The organism is Mucilaginibacter sp. P4_C11, assembly GCF_056402115.1.
In genome coordinates this window covers 180,904-195,572 of sequence record NZ_JBFUIA010000002.1, presented here as the reverse complement: position 1 = coordinate 195,572, position 14,669 = coordinate 180,904, and the positions used below count along the sequence as shown (strand labels likewise).

15 protein-coding genes are annotated in these 14,669 nt (G+C 42.7%); 7 read left to right on the top strand and 8 right to left on the bottom strand.

Going from position 1 to position 14,669, the window contains the following annotated elements; translation table 11 throughout:
• The first annotated feature begins 7 nt into the window (after positions 1-7).
• Positions 8-3,361: a transcription-repair coupling factor gene (gene mfd / locus AC1DU2_RS02750; protein WP_477382655.1), complete on the top strand. Its 3,354-nt coding sequence runs from the start codon at positions 8-10 to the stop codon at positions 3,359-3,361.
• A 3-nt stretch (positions 3,362-3,364) separates the two neighbouring features.
• Here the strand turns inward: mfd and AC1DU2_RS02745 are convergent, their stop codons facing one another.
• From AC1DU2_RS02745 to hpt, 4 genes are all read right to left on the bottom strand, one after another.
• Positions 3,365-3,775 (bottom strand): type II toxin-antitoxin system VapC family toxin, encoded by a 411-nt coding sequence (locus tag AC1DU2_RS02745; protein WP_477382654.1) that lies wholly within the window; start codon positions 3,773-3,775, stop codon positions 3,365-3,367.
• Entirely contained in the window at positions 3,775-3,987 is a 213-nt protein-coding gene (locus AC1DU2_RS02740; RefSeq protein WP_477382653.1) for a DUF2281 domain-containing protein, read from the bottom strand. The genes AC1DU2_RS02745 and AC1DU2_RS02740 overlap by 1 nt, the downstream gene beginning before the upstream one ends.
• Positions 3,988-4,028: 41 nt before the next feature.
• Positions 4,029-4,547, bottom strand: a complete 519-nt coding sequence (locus AC1DU2_RS02735) for a hypothetical protein (protein ID WP_477382652.1) — start codon at positions 4,545-4,547, stop codon at positions 4,029-4,031.
• A gap of 67 nt (positions 4,548-4,614) precedes the next feature.
• Positions 4,615-5,151, bottom strand: coding sequence for a hypoxanthine phosphoribosyltransferase (gene hpt, locus AC1DU2_RS02730; RefSeq protein WP_477382650.1), 537 nt, complete (start codon positions 5,149-5,151; stop codon positions 4,615-4,617).
• Positions 5,152-5,307: 156 nt separating this feature from the next.
• Here hpt and AC1DU2_RS02725 point away from each other — a divergent pair, with 156 nt between their 5' ends.
• Together AC1DU2_RS02725 and def are read left to right on the top strand one after the other, a co-directional pair.
• Positions 5,308-6,534 (top strand): M16 family metallopeptidase, encoded by a 1,227-nt coding sequence (locus AC1DU2_RS02725; protein ID WP_477382754.1) that lies wholly within the window; start codon positions 5,308-5,310, stop codon positions 6,532-6,534.
• Between the two features lie 20 nt (positions 6,535-6,554).
• On the top strand, positions 6,555-7,127 hold the full coding sequence (def, locus tag AC1DU2_RS02720; RefSeq protein ID WP_477366212.1) for a peptide deformylase: 573 nt from the start codon (positions 6,555-6,557) through the stop codon (positions 7,125-7,127).
• A 119-nt stretch (positions 7,128-7,246) separates the two neighbouring features.
• Here the strand turns inward: def and AC1DU2_RS02715 are convergent, their stop codons facing one another.
• The 3 genes from AC1DU2_RS02715 to AC1DU2_RS02705 form a co-directional block, all read right to left on the bottom strand.
• Positions 7,247-7,873, bottom strand: a complete 627-nt coding sequence (locus AC1DU2_RS02715) for a hypothetical protein (protein WP_477382649.1) — start codon at positions 7,871-7,873, stop codon at positions 7,247-7,249.
• Between the two features lie 114 nt (positions 7,874-7,987).
• Positions 7,988-8,266 carry a NifU family protein gene (locus tag AC1DU2_RS02710; protein ID WP_090652233.1) on the bottom strand — a complete coding sequence of 93 codons (279 nt, stop codon included), beginning with the start codon at positions 8,264-8,266 and terminating at the stop codon, positions 7,988-7,990.
• A 141-nt stretch (positions 8,267-8,407) separates the two neighbouring features.
• Positions 8,408-9,496 (bottom strand): Mrp/NBP35 family ATP-binding protein, encoded by a 1,089-nt coding sequence (locus AC1DU2_RS02705; RefSeq protein ID WP_477366206.1) that lies wholly within the window; start codon positions 9,494-9,496, stop codon positions 8,408-8,410.
• Positions 9,497-9,613: 117 nt separating this feature from the next.
• On the opposite strand from AC1DU2_RS02705, the gene AC1DU2_RS02700 reads away from it, so the two are divergent.
• Both AC1DU2_RS02700 and AC1DU2_RS02695 read left to right on the top strand, forming a co-directional pair.
• A complete protein-coding gene (locus tag AC1DU2_RS02700) occupies positions 9,614-11,863 on the top strand; it encodes a transglycosylase domain-containing protein (protein WP_477382648.1) in 2,250 nt (749 codons plus the stop codon).
• 68 nt (positions 11,864-11,931) lie between these two features.
• Positions 11,932-12,561, top strand: coding sequence for an NAD(P)H-dependent oxidoreductase (locus AC1DU2_RS02695; RefSeq protein ID WP_477382647.1), 630 nt, complete (start codon positions 11,932-11,934; stop codon positions 12,559-12,561).
• A gap of 77 nt (positions 12,562-12,638) precedes the next feature.
• Here the strand turns inward: AC1DU2_RS02695 and AC1DU2_RS02690 are convergent, their stop codons facing one another.
• On the bottom strand, positions 12,639-13,652 hold the full coding sequence (locus tag AC1DU2_RS02690) for a LacI family DNA-binding transcriptional regulator (RefSeq protein WP_477366197.1): 1,014 nt from the start codon (positions 13,650-13,652) through the stop codon (positions 12,639-12,641).
• A 203-nt stretch (positions 13,653-13,855) separates the two neighbouring features.
• On the opposite strand from AC1DU2_RS02690, the gene AC1DU2_RS02685 reads away from it, so the two are divergent.
• Together AC1DU2_RS02685 and AC1DU2_RS02680 are read left to right on the top strand one after the other, a co-directional pair.
• The gene (locus tag AC1DU2_RS02685; protein WP_477366194.1) at positions 13,856-14,221 is read left to right on the top strand and encodes a response regulator; all 366 of its coding nucleotides are present in this window, start codon (positions 13,856-13,858) and stop codon (positions 14,219-14,221) included.
• A 132-nt stretch (positions 14,222-14,353) separates the two neighbouring features.
• Entirely contained in the window at positions 14,354-14,584 is a 231-nt protein-coding gene (locus AC1DU2_RS02680) for a hypothetical protein (protein ID WP_090652238.1), read from the top strand.
• Positions 14,585-14,669 lie beyond the last annotated feature (85 nt).

Here is a 14,669-nt window from a genome sequence, read left to right as displayed (position 1 = left end):
CAGCAGTTTGAACATCCGTGATATATTAGATAGGTATAAAGCTGATGACCGGATTAAAGCATTGGCCCTTGCGCTTAATGCTTCAAAAAATCCAAGGGTACAGCTGCGTGGTTTAGTCGGATCGAGTGATGCGGCCATGGCGGTAGCATTATATTTTTTGCAGCACAAGCACATGGTGTTTGTATTGCCCGAGCGCGAGGAAGCCGGCTATTTCCAGGCCGACCTGGAAAACCTTACAGGCAAAGAAGTATTGCTTTTCCCCTCATCCTACCGCAAGCCCTTTGAATTTACCCAGCCCGATAGCAGCAATGTGCTGGCACGGGCCGAAGTACTCAACGAACTTAACCATGCTTCGGAATTTGGCCAGTTGATAGTTACCTACCCCGAGGCCCTGGCCGAAAAGGTGATTGACCGGGCGTCCCTCGAAAAAAACACGCTCGAAATTGCAGTAAGCAATAAACTCAGCATAGAGTTTATCAACGAATTTTTAATTGAATACGATTTTGAGCGTGTTGAATTTGTGTACGAGCCGGGGCAATTTTCTGTTCGTGGCGGCATTGTAGATATCTTTTCATTCTCGCACAACCTGCCTTACCGGGTGGAGTTTTTTGGCGATTTTATTGAATCTATCCGCACGTTCGAGATCGAGAGCCAATTATCTGTTGAGCAGGTAAAAACCATTACCATTGTGCCCAATGTACAATCTAAATTTTTAACCGAGAGCAATATCTCGCTGTTAGAATATGTAGAGCCTGGTACCCAGGTTTGGATTAAGGACGTACAGTTTACATTGGACATTATTCAAAGTGGCTTTAAAAAAGCCACCAACTTGTGGAAAGCATTATCTGCAGACGAAAAAAACCAAAACCCCGACTGGATTGACCCTAAATTTGGCTTCACCGACGAGAAGCTTATTGCCGACCAGCTGTTTGATTTCCCCGTGGTGGAGTTTGGCAAACAGTTTTTTTATCAGCCAGGCGCATCAATCAACTTTGACATGCGCCCGCAGCCATCTTTCAATAAGGATTTTACGCTACTGATCCACAACTTCAAAAATAACGAGGCGGAAAAGATAGAAAACTTTATCCTCACAGATTCATCGCGCCAGGTGGAGCGTTTGTATGCCATATTGGATGATTTGGATAAAACGGTAAAATTTACCCCGGTAAGTATCTCCATCCGCGAAGGTTTTGTTGACCACGAACAAAAGCTGGCCTGCTACACCGATCACCAGATTTTTGATCGTTATTATAAATACAAGCTTAAAAAAGGTTATCAGCGCTCGCAAGCCATTACCCTAAAAGAACTGCGCGACCTGAAACCAGGTGATTATGTTACCCATATTGACCATGGTATAGGCAAATATGCAGGCCTGGAAAAAGTAGAGGTAAACGGCAAACAGCAGGAAATGATCCGCCTGATTTATGCGGATAACGACTTGCTGTATGTAAACATTAACTCGCTTAACCGCATATCTAAATATAGCGGCAAGGAGGGCACCGTTCCGCGCATGAACAAGCTGGGAACCGATACCTGGGAACGCCTCAAGAAAACAACAAAAAAAAAAGTTAAAGACATAGCCCGCGACCTGATTAAGCTTTATGCCCTGCGCAAAGCCCAGCATGGCAATGCTTTTTCGCCCGATAGCTACCTGCAAACCGAACTGGAAGCGTCCTTTTTGTACGAGGACACGCCCGACCAGGAAAAGGCCACTGCCGACTTTAAAAAAGATATGGAATCGCCGCACCCTATGGACAGGCTTATCTGTGGCGATGTGGGCTTTGGCAAAACCGAAGTAGCCGTTCGCGCTGCCTTTAAGGCCGTTGCCGATAGCAAACAGGTGGCCATATTGGTACCAACCACCATTTTAGCGGCCCAGCACTACAAAACATTTACCGATAGACTGAAGGGCTTCCCCGCCAATATAGATTACATTAACCGCTTTAAAACCAGCAAACAGATAAAGGATACTTTAGAGAAACTGAAGGACGGTAAGGTAGATATCATTATAGGTACCCACCGCCTGGTAAGCAAGGATGTAAAGTTTAAAGACCTGGGGCTGATGATTATTGACGAGGAGCAAAAGTTTGGTGTAAGCACCAAAGAGAAGCTGAAGCAAATGCGTGCCAATGTAGATACACTTACATTAACTGCAACGCCGATACCCCGTACCCTGCATTTTTCGCTAATGGGGGCAAGGGACCTGTCCATCATATCAACGCCGCCACCCAACAGGCAACCGGTAGTTACCGAACTGCATGTATTTAACGATAAACTGATTAAAGAAGCTGTTGAGTTTGAAATTGAGCGCGACGGCCAGGTATTCTTTATCCACAATCGCGTAGCCGATTTGCCACAATTAGGCGGCATGATTCACAAACTGGTACCTAAAGCCCGCATTGGCATTGCCCACGGCCAGTTGGAAGGCGATGCGCTTGAAGATGTAATGCTAAAATTTGTAAACCACGAGTACGATGTGCTGGTGGCTACCACTATTATTGAAGCCGGCCTTGATATCCCGAACGCCAATACCATCATCATCAACTACGCCCACATGTTTGGCCTGAGCGATTTGCACCAGATGCGCGGTCGCGTGGGCAGGAGCAACAAAAAAGCATATTGCTACCTGCTAAGCCCGCCGTTGTCAACACTCACCAACGAGGCCCGCAAGCGCCTTAGCGCAATTGAGGAGTTTAGCGACCTGGGCAGTGGCTTTAACGTAGCCATGCGCGATTTGGACATCCGCGGCAGTGGCAACTTGCTTGGAGCCGAGCAAAGCGGCTTTATTGCCGAAATAGGCTTCGAGATGTACCATAAAATTTTGGACGAAGCCATCCAGGAGCTGAAAGACGATGAATTTAAAGGCGTATTCCCGGATGATAAGCCACGTCCATATATTTCCTTCACCCAGATAGATACCGACCAGGAGATATTGATCCCCGATGAATATGTGACCAATTTATCCGAACGTTATAACTTATACACCGAATTATCCAAACTGGAGCGGGAGATTGAGTTATCGGCCTTCCAACAACAACTGCATGACCGTTTTGGGCCAATACCACCACAGGTCCATGACTTGTTAAACACCATGCGCCTGCAATGGATGGGCAAGGCAATTGGTTTTGAAAAAATATCGTTGAAAAAGAATGTACTACGTGGTTATTTTATAACTAACCAGCAATCATCGTACTTTGAAACCGAGGCATTCCATAATGTGCTTGCTTTTGTGCAGGCCAACCCAAGGCGCACTAACCTAAAGGAAGTGAAAAACACGCTCAGGCTGAGTGTTGAAGGCGTGCATAGTATTGACCAGGCGCTGGTGTTTTTAAATGAGATGGCGGGTTTGGTTGGGGCGTAAGTATTAATCCCAGATCACCTCTACATAATCCTTATAAAGTTTGAATTTCTCATCGACCGAAAGAATTATAGCGTTTTCTTCCATTGCCGTAGCAATTAGCAATCGATCAAACGGGTCGCGGTGATTTTCAAAAAGCGGGATTTGTTGATATTTATAAATATGTTCTTTTTGAATGTTCAGGTAGGTGAAGCTATCAGTAAGGGCTTGGCTATAGATATCTTCTACAGTGGCGTGAAAGGCGGGAAGCTTTCCGATCTTTAATTTAATGGCCAACTCGAATAGGCTTACCTGGCTAAATAAGACAATATTATCCGTTTGCTCCAATATTTCTAATGCACTGGTTGGGATTTTGGGGTTGTCTTCCTGAAACCAAAGTAAGCAATGCGTATCTAACAGATACCTTTTATTGGCCATTACATATAATCTTTAAGATCATCCAGGGGCTCGTTAAAATCATCCGGCAAAGAAACCTTTCCCTTTAATCCGCCCGGAGTCCTTTTAAGCGGTGTCTTTTCTTCTGATTCTGTTAAAAACGTAATTATTACCTCGGTTTTAGATTGTACCGGGGCATCCTCGCTCATGATGATGCGACCTTTTTCGTAATATCCTTTAATTGTAGCGAGCATAGCCATACAAATATACAAAATGAAGCAATGTGTTTATATCTTTAAAAAACAACCACCGGCCAATACACATTTCTAAATTCCCGGCAGGTATTTATCATTGCATTCTTATCAACGGGCACCATTTCGCCATATACCGAATTTTGTAACACCTGGCTATAGGTATCTAAAACTATACCCGATCGAAACACTGTCTTTCCGTTCTTTAATAGGTAAAAAACGCTTTCAACCGTTGCAACATCGCCTTGTGTCATTTTAAACCGCCACTCGCGCTTCATTTTTTGTAAAAGATTCCTGTCGGTTGTTTTCAGGCAAGTGCGATGAGGAATTTGGGAGTTAAGATCGGCAAAGTCTGAAGGCGGTATAACGATATAAGCAACCCAATCATCCTTTGTAAAATCGAATTGAGAAAAAACATTTACGGTATCGCCGCTCTTCAGCTTAAGAACGGGAAGGATATCACCGCTTTTAGCAACGGGAATAACAATATTATACCCTTTTACCGAAACAAAAATTGCCGCGAGGATAATAATTCCACCGGCAATTGTTAATGCTCTTTTCATGGGCATTGTTTGTTATATCTTGCAATATAAATCAATTCGAAATCGATCTCTCAACTCCCAAAGGAAGTTATACCTTCTTATAAATGGCATCAAGGTTGCGGCCCATTTCTTTATAATCCAAACCGTAGCCAACTACAAACTCATTCTCAATTTCAAAACCAACATATTTTAGTTCGTCAATTTTCTTTTGAAGGGCGGCCGGTTTTAGTAACAGCGAACATACTTTAATAGAAGCCGGGCCACGTTGTTTTAATTTATCTATCAGGTAATGCAGCGTATTGCCGGTGTCAACAATATCTTCAATGATCAGCACATCGCGGCCTTTTATATCCACAATTAAATCAATATCGTCGCGGATTTTTAGTTTACTCGCAGTGCCGCCGTAATAGGAGGCCAGTTTGGTAAACGAGATTTCGCAGGGGATAGAGATTTGTTTTATCAGGTCGGCTATAAATAAGAAGCTTCCGTTAAGTACTCCCACAAATACCGGAACACTCTGTTTAAAATCTTCATTTAACTGTAGGCCAATTGCTTTTACACGTTCTTCAATCGTTTCGGCGTTAATAAGGGGCTCAAACTCAAGGTCTGCAATTTTAATTTTCATTGGTGCGTTTTTACAAGGGGTACTACCGGCTATAACTACATCACTATGGGTGCTTTCGCACGGTATGGTATCAATCCACTAAAATAGTAAAATCGCTTGCAAATTACACGTAAAATAATTGTAACATATATAACGTTATCTTTGCACTCTTATATGATCGACTACCAGGCCCATACCTTACCAAATGGCATCCGTATTTTATACAAGCAATCGCCATTTGCCATAACGCACTGCTGCTTTATTGTAAACGCAGGCTCGCGCGATGAAGCCAACCAGCAGGAAGGGCTTGCCCATTTTATTGAGCATCTGCTGTTTAAAGAAACAGAAAGGCGCAATACCAACCAGATCCTGAACCGGCTGGAACTTGTTGGCGCCGATTTAAACGCTTATACTACCAAAGAATATACCTGCATACACGCCTCATTACTTAACCAGCACCTGGAACGCGCTATTGATTTATTTGAGGATATCCTGTTCCACTCCACCTTTCCCGAAGATGAACAGGAAAAGGAACGCGGCGTAATATTGGATGAGATAGCCTCGTACCTTGATCAGCCCGAAGAAGCTATCCAGGATGATTTTGAGGAATTACTGTTTAAGGACGATCCTTTCGGCAAAAATATTTTGGGCACACCCGAAACCGTTGGCCGTATGAACAGCGATGACATGCGCGCCTTTATCAAAGCTAACTACAGCACTTCTGAAATGATATTTGCCGTACATGGCAACTACGAGTTTAAGAAAGTTGTTAAGCTATGCGAAAAATACTTCGGCGGGATAGCAGCTCACCACCCTCAAAAAAACAGGATTGCGCCAAAGGCCAATAGCAGCAGTATTGTAATTGTGAAAAAGCCTATATCGCAAACGCATTGCATAATTGGCGGGCAGGCTTACCCTTCATCACACCAGCATAAATATGGGTTGTTACTGCTTAATAACCTGTTGGGCGGCATGGGGATGAGCAGCCGCTTAAACCTCGAGATCCGCGAAAAGTATGGCATCGCCTATACCATCGAATCAAACTATACCCCGTTTAGCGATACCGGTATTTTCTCGGTTTATTTTGGCACCGATAGCGAAAAGGCCGAAAAGGCATCGCGCCTGGTACACAAAGAACTGAAGAAACTGCGCGATCAAAAACTGGGCACCCTGCAGCTGCACCAGGCCAAGCAAAAGTTTATTGGGCAAATAGCCCTTGCCGAAGAGAACCGGATGAGCCTGATTATATCAATGGCCAAAAGCCTGCTTGATTTTAACCATATTGATACGCTGGAAGACATTTTTGACAAAATAAATGCCGTTACCGCCGAACAATTGCTGGAAATAGGCAACGAAATATTTGATAATGACAGGCTTATTACATTGAAGTTTGAGCCTAAATAATAAACCTGTATTTTTGCAAAATGAAGTACCCTATCATCGCTTACGGAGATCCTGTTTTAAGAAAGAAAGCAACAGCCATTGAGCCGGATGAATATCCACATATCAAAGAATTGGTTAATAACATGTTTGAGACTATGTACGGTGCCCGTGGCGTTGGCCTGGCAGCCCCGCAGGTAGGCATGTCTATGCGTTTATTTGTGGTTGATGCCACCCCGTTTGATGATGATGAACCAGACCTTAAAGACTTTAAAAAAGCATTTATAAACGCAACTATAATAGAAGAAACCGGCGAAGAGTGGGGTTTTAACGAAGGCTGCCTGAGCATCCCGGATATACGTGAAGATGTTTACCGTAAACCGGTTATTAAGATATCGTATTACGACGAAAACTGGAAGCATTACGAAGAAACCTACAGAGGCATGGCCGCCCGCGTTATCCAGCACGAATACGACCACATTGAAGGTAAACTATTTACTGATAAACTGAGCCCGTTGCGCAAGCGCCTGATTGAGAAAAAACTGAACGATATTTCGAAAGGTGCCGTGAATGTGGAGTACAAAATGAAATTCCCGGCTGTAAAAAAGGGGAGATAAGTCTGAAGTTTTAAGTCTTTAGTCAGAAGTTAACATATCTTATAAAACCAAGCCTGCATCAGTAGGCTCTTTTTATTGCACCAAAACAGACTTTTGACTTTATACTCCGGACTTACGACTTACTTACTGTCCGCGTCTGATATCTGCTTAATCAGGCTGCCCCAGGCCAGGGGGTTAAGCAAAGGATTGGGTGTAAGTGAATGCGTGTTCAGGATGGTGTTGTGCATTGATTGCGCGTTTGCCGATTGTATTTCCTGTGCATCTCTGGGCAAGGTATTATACAAGGCTGATAATGATGCCTTGCTGATGTTTTTACGCGCGATTTCGAGATCGTCATCAGCAAGTTTTATAGCCAAAAAATCTTTCTTAAACTCGTCTGTAGTGGCCCACGGAAATACGTGAAATGTAGGCAGGTTAATAATTTGCGGCTTAATGTTTACCTGCAAAGTATAGCTTTTGGTATTTAGGTTTGATGGTATAACTACCAGTATTGGCCCGTAACCAACACAGGTAAAGCGCAGGGTATCCTGCTCATGCGCTACAAACGAAAAATAGCCTTTATAGTTACTTAAATATACCTGGTTATGAAAAGATGTATTGGTAATTGACACATAGGGCACAATAACATCTGTACTATCGGCATTATGCACCACGCCGGTAAATTGCACAAGCGGCCTGTCATCGTGTTTTTGCGCAAATGTCGCAACCGATGCAAATAATAAAAATATAACAACCAAGTACTTCATATACCTAAACACCTATTTGCTGTATGTTACCTTAATAACGCCAAATGGTTTCAAAAAGTTGCTCAAAAATAGCTAATACCGTAAATTATAAACAGGATTTAACAATACTTAACACTATCTTAAATTCTCGGGCAGCACCGCATTCGGATCATCAATGTCGGTAAGGTTTAATGCCTCAACACTGGTAATTTCGGGTACTGCTTTTTTTATGGCTTGCTCAATGCCTGCCTTTAGGGTCATGATACTCATAGGGCATGAACCGCATGAGCCCAATAATTTTAATTTAACAACACCCTCGGGCGTAATCTCTTCAACTGAAACATTCCCGCCATCAGCTTCCAGATACGGGCGAATGGTATCTAAAGCTGCTTCAACCTGACTTAATAAACTCATTTTTACCAATTTATAACTAAAGTAAAGTTATCAATAATTTGCAATATATTTTATACTTAAAGTGGTTAGTCCAAACTCTTAAGTTCTGAGTCAAAAAGGGCCGGTTTAACACTTTTGACTTGAGACTTATGAGTCAAAACTTTAAACTTTTGACTCAAGACTCGCTTCAAAAGCCTTCGCGTTTGATATAGCTACCTGCTGCGCTACGCGCTGGGCCATATCAATAAAAGCTTTGGTCATTACACCATCAGCATCCAAAATTGCCGGAGCGCCGGCGTCGCCCGAGTCACTGATGCTTTTTACAAGCGGAATTTCGCCTAAAAAGGGCACATCCAGCTGCTCGGCCAGTTTCTGGCCTCCGCCTTTCCCAAAAATGTAATATTTATTATCCGGAAGCTCGGCCGGCGTAAAGTACGACATGTTTTCGACCACGCCCAGTATCGGTACATTGATGGCTGGCATCATAAACATACCTACTCCCTTGCGGGCATCGGCCAAAGCTACGTTTTGCGGCGTGGTTACAATAACCGCTCCTGTTACCGGGAAGGTTTGCGTAATAGTAATATGAATATCGCCTGTGCCCGGTGGCAAATCTACAACCAGGTAATCCAGTTCGCCCCAGTCGGCATCATTAAACAGCTGTTTTACGGCTGTTGATACCATTGGACCCCGCCACGGCACGGGCTGGTTTGGATCGGTAAAAAAACCTATCGATAATAACTTGATACCATATTTTTCAATAGGTTCAATGCGGGTTTTGCCATCAACAACGCCTGCCTGGGGGCGTGCGCCTTCAAGCCCGAACATGATGGGTACAGATGGGCCGTAAATATCTGCATCAATCAACCCCACTTTAGCGCCCGATTTTGCCAGCCCTAACGCCAGGTTTGCAGCAACGGTTGATTTACCAACGCCACCTTTACCTGATGCTACCGCGATGATATTTTTAACCCCCGGCACGCCTGTGTTTTTCTGTGTGGTAACGCGCGATGTCATGTTAACATCTACCACAACATCTTTGCTGATAAAATAGCTGATGGCATTGCGGCAGGCGTTTTCAATTAGTGCCTTTAAGGGGCAAGCCGGCGTGGTTAATATTACCGAAAAGCTAAGCTTGTTGCCATCAATATGTATATCCTGTATCATGTTGAGGGTAACCAGGTCTTTTTTCAGGTCTGGCTCTTCAACATTGCCCAGTGCTTGTAAAACTTGTTCTTTAGTGATTATCATAATATTATAGCAAATTTATGAAAACGAGTGGTTGATTTGTGTTTAAGCAGGAAACAAATTACAGAAACAACCGTTTGCAGGGGATAAGAATTAGTTTAGTTTTGGAAAAATTTACTTATGAAGCGCCTTAACCCTAAATATATACGCATAGCCGCATTTGTCCTTATCCCGCTGTTCCTCATATTGTTAATAGGTGGTTATATCGCCTATTCAAAACGCGAGGCCCTGCTTCAAAAAGCTATTGTCAAAGCTACTGCAAAAGCAAAGCGCGATTATAATTTAGATGTAAAAATCGGATCGGCCCATTTTACCGGTGCCTCTACAGTTTCTTTTTCGGACGTCACTATAGTACCCGAGCAACGCGATAGCCTGCTGCGCATCAAAAACTTTGTGGTGAGTGTTAAATTATTGCCGCTTATTGTGGGCAATATTAAATTATCGGATGTTTTATTACAGGATGGGTTTATCAACCTCACAAATATCAAAGGGGTTAAAAACTTTGATTTTTTGTTTAAAAAGAAACGCGATACCACATCAACAACCAAAGCCGATCTATCTGTACTGGCCAACAACCTGGTTAACGAGGTGCTGTATAAAATTCCGGATAACCTTACATTAAGCAATTTTGTGGTAAGTTTTAAGGACGATAGCACTCAGCTAAAACTACTTGCAAAAACCGCGCAGATAAAAGATGGCAACCTTACGTCAAACATAGATGTCGATAACGGCGAATCTACCTGGCATTTTGTGGGGAAAATGCATCCATCTGATAAAAACATCGATGTAAAACTTTATGCCGATGGTAAAAAAATAGAATTGCCTATTATACAGGAAAAGCTTCACCTGAAAATAAATGCCGATACCATATCAACCAAATTAACCAAAGTTGAACATAGTGGCGGAGAAACCCGTATTTACGGATCATGGGGAGTAAGTAACCTGCTCATCAACCACCCTGGCTTGTCGCCTGGTGATATTATTTTCCCCAAGGCATCTATTGATGCCAACCTGTTTGTGGGCAGCAATTATGTATCTATCGATAGTTCATCAACAATTCATATAAAAAACCTGGTAGCCAGGCCATTTATTAAATACACGCTTAATCCAACCAAAATATACGAGCTAAAGATGAACACCGACTGGCTTAACGCCACCGATGTTTTCGACTCCTTTCCGCAAGGAATGTTTGATGCCCTTGATGGCATTAAGGTTGCAGGCAAACTAAAATATAGCATGCATTTTTACATGGATGCAACAAAAATAGATGACCTGCAATTTGATTCGCGCCTGGATAAGGATGGCTTCCGGATAATTAAATACGGTAAAACCGATCTGGGTAAGCTGAACAGTCCGTTTGTTTACACCCCATATGAAAAAGGCAAGCCGCAGGCACCCCACCTTATAGGCCCGGATAATCCTGAATTTACACCACTGGAACAAATAGCGCCTAACCTGCGCAACGCGGTTATGACTGCCGAAGACCCTTCATTTTATAATAATCATGGATTTGTAGAAGAAGCGTTCCGCAAATCATTGGCAACCGATTTTAAAACCAAAAAGTTTAAACGGGGCGCCAGTGGTATATCTATGCAGCTGGTTAAAAACTCGTTTTTAAACCGGGATAAAAACCTGGTCCGTAAAATTGAGGAGATATTGATTGTCTGGATCATCGAAAACAACCGCATCATGACCAAAAACCGGATGCTGGAAGTTTACCTGAATATTATTGAATGGGGCCGCAACATATACGGTATTGACGAGGCATCTCATTTTTACTTTGGTAAATCGCCATCGGAGCTTACCCTGGGCGAGAGTATTTACCTGGCCAGTATAGTTCCGTATCCAAAAGGTGGCTTATACGCGTTTCAGCCCGACGGTAGCCTGAGGCCCGGCCTGCATGGTTATTTTAACCTGATAGGTAAGCTGATGGCCGAAAAAGGACTAACCGCGCGCGATACCAGCGCCTACGGGTTTTATAACGTTAGGTTAAAAGAGAGTTTAAGAGAAAAAATTGCGCCTATTGACACTGCTAAAGCAGATAGCCTGATGAAACAGGGCGGAAGCGATGATAATGAAACATTACCTGTTATTGAGGAGCCTGTAAAAAAACCAAGCTTTTTTCAGCGCCTGTTTGGTAAAAAGGATAGCGTTGAGCAAAAGAAAGAGCAGGTAGAAAAACAAAAAGAAAAAACCGCCAAAGAAAAACTTAAAGAGCAAATTGAGGCGCTTAAGCTGGATTATAAAAACCGGATTGACAATATAGATACGGCAGGCAAAACACGTAAAGACATCCGCCAGGAAAAACGGCGACTTAAAAAAGAAGAAAGCGATAAAGAAGACGAACTGAAAGCCAAAGCCAATTTATAGTTTACGATGGCATGACGTGTTTAAATGTTTAAACATCTATTTTTGTCTCAACAAAATTAGAAATCGTCATGTCACTAATAGATCAATTACAAAAAAGGGCTGCAGTAAAAAAGTTCGACCCTTCGAAAAAAATATCCGCCGAGCAATTAGATCAATTGCTAAGCGCAATACAACTTGCACCATCATCATACGGTTTGCAATCATTCAAAGTGATTGTTGTCCGCGATGCCGATGTAAGAGCAAAACTGCGTGCGGCCGCATATAATCAACCACAAATAACAGACTCATCGGCATTATTCGTTTTTGCCTCGGTAACGTCATTGGACGAGGCGTTTGGCAAAAAATTTATCGACCTGGTTGCCGATGTGCGTAATGTGGAACGTGAAAGCCTTGCCGGATTTGAACAAGTGATTTTAGGCAGATTAAGCAACAATACAGATGAGCAAAAGTTAGCCTGGTCGCATAAACAGACTTACATTGCTTTAGGGGTACTGGTGTCCGAAGCTGCAGAGTTGGGTATTGATGCAGCGCCGATGGAAGGTTTTGATGCCGCCCAATTTGATGAGATATTGGGTTTAAAGGAATTAGGCTTAACCACCTCGGTTATTGCCGCAGTTGGATACCGTGCCGAAGATGATGTTTACAGCAAAATGATTAAAGTACGCAGGCCTAAAAGCGAGTTATTTATACACGTTTAATGTTGGTGAGTGGTTGATTATGTGAGTAGTTGATTGGGCTAAATCCGGCTTAAACCATTCATCCAATCAACCACTCTCTACTCACCAGAGGAGCTCCTCCTGATAAACAATTTAGATTTTAAAACCACGTGCCGCTTATGGTTTGTGGCGGCTTTGTGCTCCAATGCTTCAAATAGCAGGTTGGCGGCCTTAATGCCCATTTCGTAGGCGGGCTGGGTAATGGTTGATAGCGCGGGGCTTAATAAAGGCGCTATCCCCAAACTGGAGAAGCTTACTATTTTTAGTTGCTTCGGGATATCAATCCCCAGGTCATTACAAACATAATAGGTGGCAAACGCCAATCGTTCAACCGAGCTAAAAATCCCATCGGGCTTTATTTCCTGCAACACCTTGGTCAATATCTTGTAGTTTACCTTCTCGTCATTACTGCAATCAATAACCAGTTCGTCGTCAAAAGCTACATTGTGCTTTTTAAGTGCATCCATATAACCCTGCATACGCACCTGCCCAATAGAAATGCTTTTGTTTACCACCAGGTATGCTACCCTGCGGCAACCGGTTTGCAGCAGGTGCTCTGTGGCATCAAAGCTGCTATCATAGTCATTAGTGGTTACCTTGGCTGCATCAATATCTTCATACACCCTGTCGAAAAACACAACCGGAACATTTTTTGACTCCAGCTGGCGCAGGTAATTATGGTCATTAGCTTCGCCGGATACCGACATGATGATACCATCAACCTTGCCGTTATTGAGGTAATTTACAAACGACACTTCTTTTTCAAAAACATCATCTGTGCGGTAAAGTAAAATATAGAAACCCTTTTTTCGAGCCACCTCTTCAATACCGTTTATGGCTTGTGAAAAAAAATCGTTGGCTATTTCGGGGATAATAACGGCCAATGTTTTAGTTTTTTTATCCCTTAAATTACTGGCGTAATGGTTGGGCAAAAAGTTATGCTCTTTGGCAAAGGCCAGTATACGTTCTTTGGTATCCTTATTAATATCGGGGCTGCCGTTAAATGCCCTTGAGATAGTTGACGTAGAAATATTGAGCTCCTTCGCCAGTTTCTTTATATTAACAATATCCATTATTATCTCGTAAATCTTTTATCCAGCCAAATGTAACAAAACTGATTTATTAAGCCCCGAAAAACCGCGTGCAATTATTGTAAAATATGTTAAAATTATATCATAATCTATACACCTTTCACCTGTAGAAAAACAGATTTAACTGCAAGTTAATCAATGGCATGCGCTTTGCACCTGTTAAACCGAAGGGGATTGAAACGAGTATGGCGAAGAAAATATTAATAGTTGATAACGACGAGTTAATGATAGAGGTGATGACCTATATTTTAACTGCAAACGGATATGATGTGGTATCGTTTCACGACGCCGGCAATATCTTTGCCGAAATTAAGACATCCCACCCAGACCTGGTGATACTTGACATATTGGTGCCGGGGTTGGATAGCCTGGAAATTTGCAAGCTGATAAAGCTTAACCGGGATACTAAAAACCTGCCAGTGATCATCTGCCTGCCTGGCGAAGATGTTGGCTCGGCGCTAAACCAAAAAGGTGCACCCGATGATGTGTTATTGAAACCATTTGGTATTAACAACCTGATTGAAAAGGTAGCATATCAGTTGGCAGCGTAGCACGCACCATCCTATTATTGTTTTTTTAATCAACTATCCCTTAGGTACTTACTACAAGAACGAAGCCATAGTTACATCTTTTTGCTTTTTTGGAGTATTGGATTTGTATATTTACCCGGAGAGAAGACACAGATGGGACTGCCACTAAGAATAACGTACAACGATACCGACCTTGTTTACCAGGTTAACACATCGCCAATAAACAAGACTACCAGCGAACTTGAAATTTTGCTGAACGGCGAAACAATCACCCTTCAAAAAGATGAACGAAGTGTATGGATACAGCAAGGCAACGGCCCGCTGATTGATCCTGAACTGGCGCAGGCTTTAGGCAGATCGGTTTCCTTAAGATTTAGGATGTAGTGTAAATTAGCTTGTCCTATGGGCTATTGCATAATAGTAGCTGTCCGTTTAAACAAGATGTTTTAATACGGTATTTGCAAAACAG